Consider the following 13,102-nt stretch of genomic DNA (forward strand, 5'->3'; position numbering starts at 1 on the left):
CGCTATTCCTCCCTGTCCTCCAGGTTCTTAAGAAATTCACTGAGATCCTGGACTTCTTCTGAGCTGATCTTCTTTCCATGATAAAGTGAAGTTACAAACTTTTTTAGTGAATTCCCATAAAGTTTCTCAAGAACACTCTGGCTTTCATGTGCCTGATAATCTGACTGCGAAACCAGGGGTGTATACAGATTCATTTTTCCCTGTTTCGTCACTTCCACGAAATTTTTGTTCTCCAATCTGGTCAGCAATGACAAAATTGTTGTTGATGCAAGTTTTTTCTTCATAGTGATCACTTTCTCAATCTCCGGTCTGGTCATCGGCGGAGTATTATTCCAAAGAACGAGCATAATATCCAGCTCTGATTCCGGAAGTCTCTGGTAAGTTTTTTTCACTTTTTCATACCTCCTGTTACATATTTTCTACAAATGTAGGAATAACTCTATTTTACCACGGTTCACGGAAATGGCAAGGGCTTTTGCACAATTTGCAAATGCCCTTGCCATTCCTGCAGCTACTGACCACTATCAGTCTATTTCTGTATAACTGCTGCCATTTTCATCACTCCATGTCCCGTCTCCGTTGTCCGTAAATCCTGTACCATTTTCATCCTGGAAATAATAATCACCATTTGTAGTTTCCGTAACCGTCACAGTATTACCGTTTGCATCCTGAAGGTCATGCTGTTCCAACGTATGTCCCAGATGATGAGTATCATCATTCAGAGCTGAGTAGGTATTTCCATTTTCGTCGGTATAAGTCTCATCCCCATTATCGGTATAGTTCATTCCATCATCTCCACGATATTCACAAGAATAATCTTTGTGAAGAATGTAAGTAATCTCAATGGTATTTCCATCACTGTCAACTAATGTCATTGGTGAAGTAGAAAGGATATCGGAATCATCATTGCTGTCCGAGGATTTTGCAGAAGCATTTTCTTCTGTATCGGAGGAATCTGAATCTCCTCCTGACTTCTGACTGGCAGTATCTGTAGTTGCCTTATCAGAATCATCAGAAGAATCATCGGTCTGGTTTTCATTCTCCTGTCTGGTAAGTGAAGGATTTCCAGGATACGAAATATATTCTACAAATTTTCTGACGTCACTGATGTCATCTGCATCTTTTGCATATCCCACTGCCATATACAGGCTGTTTCCCTCTGAATAAATTGTCTGATAGCAGGCATCGTATGTGTCATTGCATTTGGCAATCCCTGTTTTGACATCCTCCAGTGAATATTTATAGATATTTACATAATCATTTCCGTTCGTATAGCTTGCATAGGTACCTTCCGTATCTGCTTTTTCCCATTCAGATCCAGCCGGCGGCTGTGTATAGAAATCGTTATTTCCTGCTGCCATAACCGTTGCAGCTGAAAAAATCCCAAGTGTGGCTACCGTCATAAGTGTCATAAATTTTGTCTTCATCGTGGATTCTCCTAGAATTTTATTTTCTACATCTGTAGAAGTTGATTATATTCTACAACTGTAGAATATAATTGTCAATTCTTTTTTATATATTTTTTTATCATCTCAGTTTAATTTCTATTTTTCCTTCCACTGGGCTATATAAATCCAGAGGATCTTCATCACTTTCATAAACACGTCCTTCGCCTTCTCCAAGGTAGTGTCAAAAACTACCAAGAACAAGGAGGGAGGCAATCAGATGAAGGACAACGAGCTTCTATTCGACCGCAAAAGCCATGTGCTATATTCAAAGCCTTGCAAGAAAGAAATCCTGGCAAAAATCGCCCTGCACTATCCGGAAGCGGAGTGGGAGACAGTATGGGAAAAGGTGCAGCGGCAGTACGCGGTCTTTCTCTCCGACTGGCGCACCGACTTGGGCGGCAAAAAGAACTTCCACAACAGCGTAGGCGGCACCTACGACTGCATCGCCATCATGAGCTATTATGTGGTCTGCAAAGCAGTTACTTCGTTCCGTGAAATCGAAGAGATGGAGGAAAATCAGATTCTTCCAACTTTCCGCAAGCTGAAAATTGTGGACTGCAACAAGCCGTTCTGGAGGAAGCTGATGTACAGGGCGTTTGTTCGTGCGAAAAGCGGCTGCGACAAATGGCACGATTACGAGATGTCGGTTGCGCCTTATGAAACCGACAAGCCTATTTATTATGAATTTACGGCGTGCCCGACAGCGGAGTTTGCTATCAAGCACGGTCTTACGGATATTATGCCCGCCCTGTGTAATGTGGACTTTGCGTCTATGGAGCTGCTCCATGCAAGGCTTATACGGACGAACACCTGCGTGGACGGCTGCCGATGCGACTACACCATCTGCGGCGATAAAGACCCGTACTTGAAGGGACATCCCGAATACCGGGATGAGGCGGGCTTCAGGAGGAATCGGTAATGCTTTTACAGGTGATTTTGGAAGGCATCGGGCTGGGCGTTCTGCTCATTTTGGTTTGCGCCATCGGTATCCGCAAGGGCGCGGTGAGCATGGTGCATCTTTACAGCCAGGAGGTGCAGGAGCGGTGCGTAACGCTGGGACTTACAACACACGCGAAAATCAAGCGAAATGCTTTGATTTTCAAAGCTGTCTGCGTCCCCGGATACATCGCCTATGTGCTGGTCTGCGTCTATGCGCTCAACGGCGCAAAGGGCTTCGTTCAGGGCTTTTGGCAGCTGCTGGTCATACTGTCCGTTATGAATCTCATAGACCGATTTTTGGTTGACGGCTATTGGGTAGGACATACGAACGCATGGGAAATTCCGGGAACGGAAGACCTGAAACCCTACATTACAGCCAAGGATAAGGGCAAAAAGTGGCTGTTCGGCACAATTGGTATGGCGGTCATTTCAGCAGCACTGGCGGCGATTATGATGCTTTTTATGAAAATATGAGGTGATAGAAATGCTGTTTCAAACATATGGCGACAGGAGGAATCCTGCCGTGCTGTTCTTTCATGCAATGGGTGTGACAGGAGCGAGCACCGAACCGATTGCGAGGTATTTGCAGGATCGATATTTCTGCATCGACAGGGCGTGGAGCGGCTGGCGATGGTGGTCGCTTCTTCCATCGGTGCAGACCTTGCCATGGCGTTTCTGACGCAGACGAAGCTGCCCGTGGAGTACGCTTTCTTTGACGGCGAGCAGTTCGCCCAAATCGGAAAGGGCACGCGCCGTATCATGACGCTGTTTCTGTATTTTGCCATCAAGAGCCTATATTGGTCGAAGGGCGGTACGCTGAAAAAGATACTGTGGTGTGACGACGATTCCATAAAGTCGTATTTTATAGACGCAGGGAAAAATCTGACCTATACAAATTTGCGGCGGCAGATTTCGGACAGTTTGGAGGATAAACCCTTTCCGCCGCTTTCAAAAGAATTGCAAAAACATACCTATTTCGAGTTTGGCAGTATAGAAGATCATTTCAAATACCGTCAAGCAGTGATGGAAGCCTACCCCTGCGGCCATTATCCCGTGTTTGAGGGATACGATCACATGCAATATCAGATTCGCGATCCAAAGGGGTTCGCCGAAATGCTGGCACACATCGCCGAGCGTGACTGTATGCCGGAACTGCCATTTATCAGAAAGTGAGTGATACCCATGAAATACAAAATCGAGAAAAACACCGTACAGGAGACGCTGATCATTCCGCTGTATGCGCGGAAGGTCTGCTCAGAACTATACCCGAATCTCTATCGGGACGAAACAGCAGTTCGCCTGATTGACGAGATCGACTACGATTTTTCAGAGGCGGAAAAAAACTCCCGCGGCCTGATGCAGCGTTTCGGTTCACTGGAGGTGGCCATGCGGCAGAATGACCTTGCTTTTGAGGTGCGGGATTATCTGAAATCTCACCCCCATGCAGCGGTGATCAATCTGGGCTGCGGGCTGGACAGCACTGGAAGAAGCTGCGACAACGGCAGCTGTAAAATTTACAATCTGGACTTTCCCGATGTCATAGCCGTGCGTAACGAGCTTTTGCCCGCCGGGGAGCGTGAGGAAAATATCCCATGCGATTTGAACAATACCGAATGGTTTAGAAAAATTGACTCTTCAAACGGCGCGGTATTCTTTTCCTCCGGGGTGTTCTACTACTTTTTAACTGAGCAGGTCAAGGCGCTGGTACAGCAAATGGCAGACGCTTTTCCGGGCAGTGTGCTGGTGTTTGACGCTGCAAATCGGACGGCGGTGAAGATGATTGCAAAAACATGGCTCAAAAGCGCGAAAATCAAAGATGTCGGCGCATATTTTGCGGTTTCGGACGCTCCCCAAGAGATCAGTGCGTGGGATAGCCGCTTGCAGGTCACCAGTCGAGGCTATATGCTGGGCTACACCGATTTGAAAGACCCATCCGTCAGCGAATTTTTCCGGCTTCTTGCAAAAGTCGGTGACGGAATGATGAAGATGCAGATTGTAAAGATTAACTTTTGAAAGAGGTGTTTTGAATGAAACGCATCCACTTTGATGTTGAAAGCGATGGCTTTTATGGCGCGTATTGGGCGTGCAAGGACGGATCGGACTGCACCGTCATCGCCATGCTCGGCGACGACCCCGAGGATTATATGGCGCACTCGGCGGTGAAGTGGCTGATTCGCCTCGGTGTGAACGTATTGACTATGTCGCCCGGGAAAAAGGACTACGGTCATCACAACCATCCCCTTGAATGCATCGAAAAAGCAATGGCATGGCTCAAATTACACGGAAACGAAAAAATAGGCATTGCGGGAGCCTCAACGACAGGTACCCTCGCCTGACGGCAGCATCGATATTCAGCGACATTTCTCTAACCATTGCAAAGACACCCAGCGACTTTGTGTGGAAGGGGTTCATGCAGGGCAAAAAGGATGGCTGCAAGGAATGGCCAATCGAGGGAGAATCACTCTTTTCTTACAAAGGAAAGCCCTTGCCATACATGCCGTTTTGCTATCAGCACCCTGACTATTGGCGCATAATCTCGGAGGAGTCCAAACGCACCGGCAATATGATTGCCTCCCGCAAGCTGTTTGACGACTCTGAAACGGTGCATCCGATCACTGAGGAGGAATTCATAAAGGTCGAGAATATCCGCGGTAAGCTGTTCCTTGTCTGCGCGGAGGATGATGCACTTTGGGACACCGCAAAATATATCCGCCGCATGGAGAAACGCCTTGCGGAGCAACCGCATACCTGCGCAGTTGAGGCGGTTATATATGAGCACGGCACGCATTTTGTTTTCCCCGATGGTATGCTCAGGACCATGCTGCCTGTTGGCTCGGCACTGTTTGTCAAGCTGGCATTCACCGCTGCGAAAAAATATCCCAAGGAGTGCAAAACGGCTCGCATTGACATTGACCGCCGCATGACCCACGTGATATGCGATTGGAGGGACAAAAAGTGACCTATTTGGGAATGCCTTTCGGCATGTGGACGCTGTTTGTGCTGTCCTTCCGAAACCAGCTGACAGCGGTGTTCGCTACGGTACGAATACGAATTGTTCCGCATTAAAAAAGGACGCAGAATCTCTCCCACGTCCTCAAAACTATCTGGCTTTATCTTCTCTTACCTTCGATACTTCCTTATGTGCCGCTTCCTGCTTCACCTCTAGCCTCAAATGCATCTGCATTATACTGATACTCCTGCGGCTCAGCGACCATCGGTGAATATACAATCTCTGCTTCCACTCGCTCAGCTTCTGCCCTCTCCGGTTCCGTCTGTTCCTGCACCTTAGCATTCTCCATATGCTTTTCCTTATCAAGCTGCACATTCATAGCCAGATTATCCAGCTTATCAATAGATGCATCCAGATGAAGTTCCATTGATACAAGCATCTTTTTCACTGCTTTCATCGGAGCAAGTACTGCCTTTGTAATGGGATGTTTCTGCTCTTTCTGTGAATAATCCACCTCCGGCTTATCAGCAAAAGTACGAAATGCATTGGCTGCTGTCTGCCCGGCTTCACGAAATCCTTTTGCAAGAAGTGCTGTTTTTGCTATATCCTTATCCGTGGTCTTGATTGCACCTCTTACATTCTCCCGGATATCAAGAAGTCTTTTCTTAATTCCTAAGAACTCAGACACCCTGTATAACGCAGCTCTTCCCTTTTCCTTTGCTTCTTCGACTATACTCTTAGCAGTAGATTTGACCTGTGCTTTCACTTCTGATACCTGTGACTTTATCTGCTCACATCTGACATTAAGTCGCTCCTGTGCTTCTGACAATGCCTTTTTAGCATTATTGACAAGAGTATCTTCCTGCATTTCTTTGATCTGGTTCTGCATATTGGTGAGTTCTTCCTTCATGGAATCAATCTTTTTCTCCAGTCCATCCACATAGCTGCATATCTCAAATACATTGTTTGCCTGCTCTTTCATGGCATTTTTCTTTAATAATTCGAGAAGTTCTCTTATGACCTCCTCATTGGTAAGTGTTTTTCCTGCTTCTATATCCATTCTGTTTCCTCCATTCTGTAAATGGGGCAGCCATGGCCGCCCCTGTACTCTGATTACTAATTATCGAAAGGGTGTTGCCTCTTTGTCCTTCTCTTTATCGGGATTGCCATGCTGTTTCTCGGCACTCTCCCTCGCCTTTTCGTTGCTCTTATCCTTTGCTTTCTCATATTCAGAGATAATCTCCTTGTAGAGTTTTTCCCTGAAATCCTTTGTGACCGGATAGCAGATATCCTGATAGATTGGCTTGCCTTGCTGCTTCTGTAAAAATTGTTCATCGCATACGCAACTTCTTTTGTAATCTCAATCATTTCTCCATCAATATTTGCGTAGTACTTTCCTTCATAAAAATATGGGTGTTCAATATACATATCCGTTCCTCCTGAATTTGAAATCTTGTTGCTCGTTTCTAATTCAGAAGGCGGACCTCTGTTTAGGATCATGCCTGCTCCACCTTTATCCTGCCGGGACATCCCCGCAGTTATTGGCCGAGAAATTCAGGCACGAAAAAAAGCCCCAGTAGTTTTTTTCCTAACTACTGAGGCTTTTGTCTCTTTCTTGTATTCAGTTATCTATGCCTTCTTTCATCAGCATAATCATTGTATCAGGATAAAGTTCACAAAGTATCCGCAATACGTTCCCATAAGTTCATGTCATTATTGAAATCGTACATATTTCAGTATAAAAAGTTCACTATTCAAATTCTGATTATTATTTCTCCACATACTCTTCTGCCATATGTACTGCCATAGCACCATCTGCCACTGCTGTTACTATCTGACGAAGTAACTTTGTTCTGACATCTCCTACAGCATAAACACCTGGAATACTCGTTTCAGTGTTTTCACCTGCCACAATATATCCTTTATTATCCAGTTCTATCTGATTATCTAAAAAATCTGTTGTCGGTTTTCTTCCTATACTCACAAACAGGCCGTCACATTCTATAATGTTTTCTTCTCCTGTAACTGTATCTTTCAACCGCACACCAGTCAATCGTTCTCCATAAAGCAGTTCTTTTACTGTACTATTCCATCGAAACTCTATATTTTCAGTTTTCATCAGCTGGTCATGGTAGATTTTCGTTGCACGTAATGTATCTCTACGATGAACAATGATGACTTTCTTAGCAATTCGACTTAAAAGAGCAGCATCTGATACAGCAGAATTTCCACCACCAACAACCACCACGATCTTATCTTTATAAAACATACCATCACAGGAGGCACAATAAGCAACCCCATGACCTATCAATTCTTTTTCTTTAGCGAGACCAAGTTCTCTTGGATTTGCTCCAGTAGCAATCACTACTGTTTTCCCAATATAAATTCCCGAACTAGTTTCTACTCTCTTAAGCTTTCCTGTTAAATCCATATTAAAAACTTCAGCATATTCACTTTTAGCGCCAAATTTTTCCGCCTGTTTTTGCATTTTCTCTGCCAATGAAAATCCGTCAATTCCATTTTCAAAACCAGGATAGTTATCAATCTGCCAGGTCAATGACATCTGACCACCTGCAGATAATTTTTCTATAACAATTGTATCAAGTCCTGCTCTGGCTGCGTATAATGCTGAAGTATACCCTCCAGGTCCTCCCCCTACGATAATCATATCGTAAACATGATTTTCATTCATACAGCAGTCCTCCTTTTATTTTTCCAATGCTTCATTAATAAAATTCTCTATCATTATTTTTGATTCAGGTGCAACAATAGAATCTATTGCCTTTCCATTTCGATATAAAACCAGCGTAGGAATCACCTCAATCTTTTCAGCTTCTGCAATCTGCGGTTCTTCATCAATATTTACTTTTCCAGCAACAAGAATATCGCTGTATTCTTCACTTATTTTTTCATAAGCTGCTCCAATTCTACGGCAATAACCACACCAAGGTGCCCAGAAATCAACCAAAACCGGTTTTTCCTTATGAATTAATTGTCCAAACTTTTCTTTATTTATATTTATAGATGTCATATTTTTCAACTCCTTCTCCTATTTGAACTTAATATACCCCAAATAAGTGCTTGCTTCCGTGATGATATCACAGAAAAGATAATTTACTTTATTACACTTCTTTTTATTTCTATTTATGGCATATGCCAGTTATATAATTGACGCATCTAAAAAAAGCAAGTATACTATGTTCGTAAAGGAGATGACTGCTATGAGCTTCGAAAATTATTTTCCACTATGGAATGACTTAAATACAGCACAGAAAAAACTAATTTCAGACAATTTAATCACACGGGATGCAAAAAAAGGAACGATCATTCACAATGGAAACCTGGACTGTACTGGATTATTACTGGTTAAATCCGGGCAGCTTCGAACTTACATACTTTCAGATGAAGGACGAGAGATTACACTTTACCGTCTGTTCGATATGGATATGTGTCTTTTATCCGCCTCATGTATCATACGCTCCATTCAATTTGAAGTAACCATTGAAGCAGAAAAAGATACTGATCTTTGGATCATCCCTGCTGAAATCTATAAGGACATTATGAAGGAATCTGCTCCCGTCGCAAACTATACCAATGAGTTAATGGCCACCCGTTTTTCTGATGTCATGTGGCTGATTGAACAAATCATGTGGAAGAGTTTGGATAAGCGTGTTGCTTCATTTCTTTTAGAAGAGACCTCTATCGAAGGAACAAACGAGCTGAAAATCACTCATGAGACGATTGCTAATCATCTTGGTTCCCACAGGGAAGTTATCACTCGAATGCTTCGATACTTTCAAGGCGAGGGTCTCGTCAAACTCTCCCGCGGCAAAATCACAATCCTTGATCCAAAAAGACTGGAAACACTCCAAAGGTCATAAAATTGTTTTTCTGTAACATATAAAGAAGAATCCTCCATTTATCAGAATTATGAAAGTCATTCTAATAAATGGGGGATCTTTTTATATTACGAAAAAATTATAAAAATATTATGATTATTTTTAGTAATCCATACCACATGCATATGCCTTTTCAATCAGCGCACGGTCATTGACAACTGCATCATAGAAGCGGAATCCGCCGGAGAAGTTGTATGTTTCATATCCATTTCCTTCCAGAATACGACTGGCAATATAACTTCGCAGCCCACTCTGGCATATCAGGTAAACAGGCTTTCCCTTCTCAACTTCATTGATACGTTCCCTCAGTTCATCTACAGGAATGTTTTTAAATCCATTAATATGGCCCCTGCTAAATTCACCTACTGTTCTCACATCCAGCAACACAGCATTTTTATCTTTAGAAATCTTATCCATATCTTCCAAATGCCATTGTTTTAAGGTTCCTTTTGCTATATTGTCTATCATGAATCCGGCCATATTTACAGGATCCTTTGCAGAGGAATATGGCGGTGCATATGCGAGATCCAAATCTTTCAACTGGGTTGCCTTCAGTCCTGCATGAATTGCTGTTGCCAGCACATCAATACGTTTATCAACACCTTCATATCCAATAATCTGAGCGCCAAGCAAACGATAGGTCTCTTTTTCAAAAACCACCTTCATGGTCATCACTTTTCCACCAGGATAGTAACCGGCATGACTCATAGGAGAAAGAATTACTGTATCTACCTCTAATCCTGACTTTTTGGCATTGGTTTCATTGATACCTGTAGTGGCTGCTGTCATATCAAACACTTTTATAACGGAGCTTCCCTGACTGCCCAGGTAACGACTATCACCGCCACAAATATTATCAGCGATGATTCTGCCCTGTTTATTGGCTGGTCCTGCCAAAGAAATCAGCGCATCATTACCCGTAACATAATGTTTTACCTGAACTGCATCACCTGCAGCATAAATATCCGGTACAGAGGTTTCCATTCTGTCATTCACTACAATACTTTCCTTGATGCCAAGTTCCAGACCGGCTTCTTTTGCTAATACTGTGTCTGGTGTGACTCCGATTGCCAGAACTACCATATCAGCCTGAAGGGATGGATTATCTTTCAACAGGACCTCCACTCCGTTGTCTTTTTCTTTAAATCCTTCTACTGTATAGCCCAGTACCAGTTTTATCCCATGCTTTCTCATTTCATTATGGATCATGGATGCCATATCCGGGTCAAAAGGGTTCATCAGCTGCTTAGGCCGCTGGACAATCGTAACATCCATGCCAAGCTCCCTCAAATTTTCTGCCAGTTCCAGACCAATAAAACCGCCACCTGCCAATACAGCCGATTTTGGATGATTCTTATTTATATATTCCTTTATCCGAAAAGTGTCTTCTACAGTACGAAGTGTAAAAAGTTTATCAATACCTACTCCGGGAAGTCTCGGCTGTGTTGGCTTTGCACCTGGAGAGAGGATCAGCTTATCATATTTTTCTTCAAATATCTCACCATTCTCTAAATTTTTCACTGAAACCGTTTTACGTTCCGGATGTATGGAGATAACTTCATGATGAATTTTCATGTTAATACGGAAGCGTTTAAAAAAACTCTCTGGTGTCTGTAGTGTAAGTTCTTCCGGGTCTGTGATCACGTCTCCAATATAATATGGAAGTCCACAATTTGCATAGGATATGTATCCGGATCTTTCAAACACAGTAATTTCAGCATGTTCATTCAGTCTGCGTATTCTTGCTGCAGCTGTAGCTCCTCCGGCTACACCTCCTACAATTATTACCTTCATCTTATTTTTCCACCTTTCCTGAGTAAGCTGCAATGCCACCGATATTATTTACTTTAGAATATCCCATTCGTTGCAGTATCCCAGTTGCCTGGCGGCTTCGTGAACCGGAATAACAGTATACAAACAGTGGGATATCCTTATTCTTCGCTACAGAAGCAATATTGTCAAGTTGCTGCAACGGCACATTTTTACTTTCTGGTATATGTCCTTCCTGATATTCCTGCGGTGTACGTACATCCAGCAGAACTGCATCATCAGTCCTTTTATATTCTTCTATGTCTTGATTAATATTTGACTGTTTAAAGAGATCAAAAAATCCCATTAGCACACCTCCCTAAAGCATTTCTAAAATCGCATTCTTAGGTCTCGCCCCTGAAACCTGCTGTACAATCTTCCCATTCTTCATAACCACTAAAGTTGGAATGCTCATAATACTGAACTTATTTGCCAGTTCAGGCTCTTCATCTACATTAATCTTTCCAACTTTAATATCTCTACGCTCACTTGCAATCTCCTCTACAATAGGTACTACCATGCGGCAAGGTGCACACCAAGATGCCCAAAAATCTAAAAGAACGGGTTTATCGGAACTCAGTACTTCGTTCTGAAAATTGTTTTTATTGATATTAATAGCAGACATTTTACAGTCCTCCTTATCTTTTTCTTTTTGTAGATTTATTATAGTCTTAATTTCATTTATTTTCCGTGATTACATCACCATACCTCATTAACTTCTTGCCATACCATCTACACTTAATATAACACCTGTAATGTAACTCGCCTCATCTGAAGCAAGAAACACAAACGCATTGGCAATATCTTCTGGCTGTCCAAGACGACGCAATGGAATTCTTTCAATCATAGGTTCGATAACTTCCTTTGGCACGGCCTTCATCATATCAGTTTCTGTAATCCCAGGTGCAACAGCATTAACACGAATACCTTTAGGTCCTAGTTCTCTTGCTAATGATACAGTCAATCCGTTTACTGCAAACTTCGATGCCGGATAAGCAAACCCACTTGGCTGTCCCGAAATACTCACCATGGAGGAAGTTGAGAGAATGACCCCCTTGCCTCTTGCCACCATACATTCTGCTGCTACACGAGTAGTATTAAATACTCCTTTTACATTTAGATCCATGACTTTATCAAAAGTCTCCTCTGTATAATCCATAAATGAGGTGTTTTCTGAAATACCTGCATTATTTACCAGTATGTCGACACATCCATATTTTTCAGTTGCCTCTTTAAAAGCCTTTCTGACAGACTCCATGCTTGCCAGATTTGGACTAATTCCAGCAACTATTGCATTGGGATATTTTTCTTTTAATTTATCTACAGCAACATCTGCCGATTCCTGTGAACTTGCTGCCAACACAACTGAAGCACCTTCCTTCAAGAATTTATCAGCTGTAGCAAATCCTATACCACGGCTTCCACCCGTAATGATTGCAACTTTATCTTTTAATCTCATTTAGACTACCTCCTTACTTAGTTTCTAACTACATTATAAGCAAAAGGTAGATTATTTTCTGTGATATCATCACAAAATATCGCAATAAAAAACCCTGTTGCTCACGCACCAGGGTTTTGGTTTATCCATCCGTATTTAACACAAGATTAGGCTTCTATTCAACTTCTGAAAACTGATCTTTTCCAACATTACATAATGGGCATTCAAAATCTTCCGGAACATCCTCCCACTTTGTTCCTGGTGCAATACCACCTTCAGGATAACCTTCCTCTTCATCATATTCCCATCCGCAAACGTCACATACATATTTCATTAGTTTGTTCCTCCTTATAAATATATTAATACACAGCATATATTACTGTTGTATTTGTGTTGTTCTGTAACCTTAATATGTATAAATGCTTTTAGCATTTCCATAATCCATGCAGGTTACAATATGCATATACTTCTTCTACCTGTTCACCATCGCAAAGACAAAAATCTGCTACCGGCTCCTGTCCTGGATTTAACTGTTTTCTGTATATTCCCTGGTTTGTATTTAATGTAATCCACTCAATGAAATGCTCTTCTTACAAATATAATACCTTACTTTCATGCC

The 13,102-nt window shown here is 42.5% G+C and carries 16 protein-coding genes and 3 pseudogenes; 7 read left to right on the forward strand and 12 right to left on the reverse strand.

Annotation, left to right across the window (positions count from 1 at the left end):
• Nucleotides 1-2: 2 nt before the first annotated feature.
• Both DWX28_RS12090 and DWX28_RS12095 read right to left on the reverse strand, forming a co-directional pair.
• Nucleotides 3-392 (reverse strand): BlaI/MecI/CopY family transcriptional regulator, encoded by a 390-nt coding sequence (locus tag DWX28_RS12090; RefSeq protein ID WP_059085781.1) that lies wholly within the window; start codon nucleotides 390-392, stop codon nucleotides 3-5.
• A 132-nt stretch (nucleotides 393-524) separates the two neighbouring features.
• On the reverse strand, nucleotides 525-1,427 hold the full coding sequence (locus DWX28_RS12095) for a hypothetical protein (RefSeq protein WP_118252838.1): 903 nt from the start codon (nucleotides 1,425-1,427) through the stop codon (nucleotides 525-527).
• 238 nt (nucleotides 1,428-1,665) lie between these two features.
• On the opposite strand from DWX28_RS12095, the gene DWX28_RS12100 reads away from it, so the two are divergent.
• The 6 genes from DWX28_RS12100 to DWX28_RS20410 all read left to right on the forward strand — a co-directional run bounded on the left by DWX28_RS12100 (nucleotide 1,666) and on the right by DWX28_RS20410 (nucleotide 5,346).
• Nucleotides 1,666-2,367 (forward strand): L-2-amino-thiazoline-4-carboxylic acid hydrolase, encoded by a 702-nt coding sequence (locus DWX28_RS12100; protein ID WP_118252839.1) that lies wholly within the window; start codon nucleotides 1,666-1,668, stop codon nucleotides 2,365-2,367.
• Nucleotides 2,367-2,861 carry a hypothetical protein gene (locus DWX28_RS12105; protein WP_118252840.1) on the forward strand — a complete coding sequence of 165 codons (495 nt, stop codon included), beginning with the start codon at nucleotides 2,367-2,369 and terminating at the stop codon, nucleotides 2,859-2,861. The genes DWX28_RS12100 and DWX28_RS12105 overlap by 1 nt, the downstream gene beginning before the upstream one ends.
• A 141-nt stretch (nucleotides 2,862-3,002) precedes the next feature.
• Nucleotides 3,003-3,560 carry a hypothetical protein gene (locus DWX28_RS12110; RefSeq protein ID WP_243002421.1) on the forward strand — a complete coding sequence of 186 codons (558 nt, stop codon included), beginning with the start codon at nucleotides 3,003-3,005 and terminating at the stop codon, nucleotides 3,558-3,560.
• A gap of 9 nt (nucleotides 3,561-3,569) precedes the next feature.
• Nucleotides 3,570-4,400, forward strand: a complete 831-nt coding sequence (locus DWX28_RS12115) for a class I SAM-dependent methyltransferase (RefSeq protein ID WP_118252841.1) — start codon at nucleotides 3,570-3,572, stop codon at nucleotides 4,398-4,400.
• Nucleotides 4,401-4,414: 14 nt separating this feature from the next.
• Nucleotides 4,415-4,723, forward strand: coding sequence for a hypothetical protein (locus tag DWX28_RS20405; protein WP_330417660.1), 309 nt, complete (start codon nucleotides 4,415-4,417; stop codon nucleotides 4,721-4,723).
• A 74-nt stretch (nucleotides 4,724-4,797) separates the two neighbouring features.
• Entirely contained in the window at nucleotides 4,798-5,346 is a 549-nt protein-coding gene (locus DWX28_RS20410; RefSeq protein ID WP_330417661.1) for an acyl-CoA thioester hydrolase/BAAT C-terminal domain-containing protein, read from the forward strand.
• Nucleotides 5,347-5,487: 141 nt separating this feature from the next.
• On the opposite strand, the pseudogene DWX28_RS12125 reads toward DWX28_RS20410, so the two are convergent.
• The 4 genes and pseudogenes from DWX28_RS12125 to DWX28_RS19960 form a co-directional block, all read right to left on the reverse strand.
• Nucleotides 5,488-6,397: pseudogene (locus DWX28_RS12125) on the reverse strand (DUF6674 family protein).
• A 60-nt stretch (nucleotides 6,398-6,457) separates the two neighbouring features.
• A pseudogene (locus tag DWX28_RS20790) lies at nucleotides 6,458-6,652 on the reverse strand (SpoVG family protein); the annotation flags it as partial.
• A 453-nt stretch (nucleotides 6,653-7,105) separates the two neighbouring features.
• Nucleotides 7,106-8,029 (reverse strand): thioredoxin-disulfide reductase, encoded by a 924-nt coding sequence (gene trxB, locus DWX28_RS12135; RefSeq protein ID WP_118252842.1) that lies wholly within the window; start codon nucleotides 8,027-8,029, stop codon nucleotides 7,106-7,108.
• A 15-nt stretch (nucleotides 8,030-8,044) separates the two neighbouring features.
• Entirely contained in the window at nucleotides 8,045-8,368 is a 324-nt protein-coding gene (locus DWX28_RS19960) for a thioredoxin family protein (RefSeq protein ID WP_015524989.1), read from the reverse strand.
• 166 nt (nucleotides 8,369-8,534) lie between these two features.
• Between DWX28_RS19960 and DWX28_RS12145 the strand changes: the two genes are divergently transcribed.
• Nucleotides 8,535-9,218 (forward strand): Crp/Fnr family transcriptional regulator, encoded by a 684-nt coding sequence (locus DWX28_RS12145; protein WP_118252843.1) that lies wholly within the window; start codon nucleotides 8,535-8,537, stop codon nucleotides 9,216-9,218.
• A gap of 120 nt (nucleotides 9,219-9,338) precedes the next feature.
• Here DWX28_RS12145 and DWX28_RS12150 read toward each other — a convergent pair whose 3' ends face one another.
• From DWX28_RS12150 to DWX28_RS20565, 6 genes and pseudogenes are all read right to left on the reverse strand, one after another.
• Nucleotides 9,339-11,030, reverse strand: coding sequence for an FAD-dependent oxidoreductase (locus DWX28_RS12150; RefSeq protein ID WP_118252844.1), 1,692 nt, complete (start codon nucleotides 11,028-11,030; stop codon nucleotides 9,339-9,341).
• Nucleotide 11,031: 1 nt separating this feature from the next.
• The gene (locus DWX28_RS12155; protein WP_118252845.1) at nucleotides 11,032-11,352 is read right to left on the reverse strand and encodes a rhodanese-like domain-containing protein; all 321 of its coding nucleotides are present in this window, start codon (nucleotides 11,350-11,352) and stop codon (nucleotides 11,032-11,034) included.
• A 12-nt stretch (nucleotides 11,353-11,364) separates the two neighbouring features.
• Nucleotides 11,365-11,670, reverse strand: a complete 306-nt coding sequence (gene trxA / locus DWX28_RS12160; RefSeq protein ID WP_118062274.1) for a thioredoxin — start codon at nucleotides 11,668-11,670, stop codon at nucleotides 11,365-11,367.
• 87 nt (nucleotides 11,671-11,757) lie between these two features.
• Nucleotides 11,758-12,504, reverse strand: coding sequence for an SDR family NAD(P)-dependent oxidoreductase (locus tag DWX28_RS12165; protein ID WP_005421611.1), 747 nt, complete (start codon nucleotides 12,502-12,504; stop codon nucleotides 11,758-11,760).
• Between the two features lie 154 nt (nucleotides 12,505-12,658).
• Complete coding sequence (locus tag DWX28_RS12170) at nucleotides 12,659-12,817, reverse strand: rubredoxin (RefSeq protein WP_005339874.1); 159 nt, start codon at nucleotides 12,815-12,817, stop codon at nucleotides 12,659-12,661.
• Nucleotides 12,818-12,908: 91 nt separating this feature from the next.
• Nucleotides 12,909-13,073: pseudogene (locus tag DWX28_RS20565) on the reverse strand (desulfoferrodoxin family protein); the annotation flags it as partial.
• Nucleotides 13,074-13,102 lie beyond the last annotated feature (29 nt).

Source organism: Blautia sp. AF19-10LB (genome assembly GCF_003461245.1).
In the GTDB taxonomy this organism is placed as follows: domain Bacteria; phylum Bacillota; class Clostridia; order Lachnospirales; family Lachnospiraceae; genus Blautia_A; species Blautia_A intestinihominis.

Coding starts and splice junctions, on each gene's coding strand:
- DWX28_RS20405 (WP_330417660.1), top strand. CDS start 4,415: ATGAAACGCATCCACTTTGATGTTGAAAGCGATGGCTTTTATGGCGCG.
- DWX28_RS12105 (WP_118252840.1), top strand. CDS start 2,367: ATGCTTTTACAGGTGATTTTGGAAGGCATCGGGCTGGGCGTTCTGCTC.
- DWX28_RS19960 (WP_015524989.1), bottom strand. CDS start 8,368: ATGACATCTATAAATATAAATAAAGAAAAGTTTGGACAATTAATTCAT.
- DWX28_RS12145 (WP_118252843.1), top strand. CDS start 8,535: ATGTTCGTAAAGGAGATGACTGCTATGAGCTTCGAAAATTATTTTCCA.
- DWX28_RS12155 (WP_118252845.1), bottom strand. CDS start 11,352: ATGGGATTTTTTGATCTCTTTAAACAGTCAAATATTAATCAAGACATA.
- DWX28_RS12165 (WP_005421611.1), bottom strand. CDS start 12,504: ATGAGATTAAAAGATAAAGTTGCAATCATTACGGGTGGAAGCCGTGGT.
- DWX28_RS12150 (WP_118252844.1), bottom strand. CDS start 11,030: ATGAAGGTAATAATTGTAGGAGGTGTAGCCGGAGGAGCTACAGCTGCA.
- DWX28_RS12170 (WP_005339874.1), bottom strand. CDS start 12,817: ATGAAATATGTATGTGACGTTTGCGGATGGGAATATGATGAAGAGGAA.
- DWX28_RS12115 (WP_118252841.1), top strand. CDS start 3,570: ATGAAATACAAAATCGAGAAAAACACCGTACAGGAGACGCTGATCATT.
- DWX28_RS20410 (WP_330417661.1), top strand. CDS start 4,798: ATGCAGGGCAAAAAGGATGGCTGCAAGGAATGGCCAATCGAGGGAGAA.
- DWX28_RS12100 (WP_118252839.1), top strand. CDS start 1,666: ATGAAGGACAACGAGCTTCTATTCGACCGCAAAAGCCATGTGCTATAT.
- trxA (WP_118062274.1), bottom strand. CDS start 11,670: ATGTCTGCTATTAATATCAATAAAAACAATTTTCAGAACGAAGTACTG.
- DWX28_RS12095 (WP_118252838.1), bottom strand. CDS start 1,427: ATGAAGACAAAATTTATGACACTTATGACGGTAGCCACACTTGGGATT.
- trxB (WP_118252842.1), bottom strand. CDS start 8,029: ATGAATGAAAATCATGTTTACGATATGATTATCGTAGGGGGAGGACCT.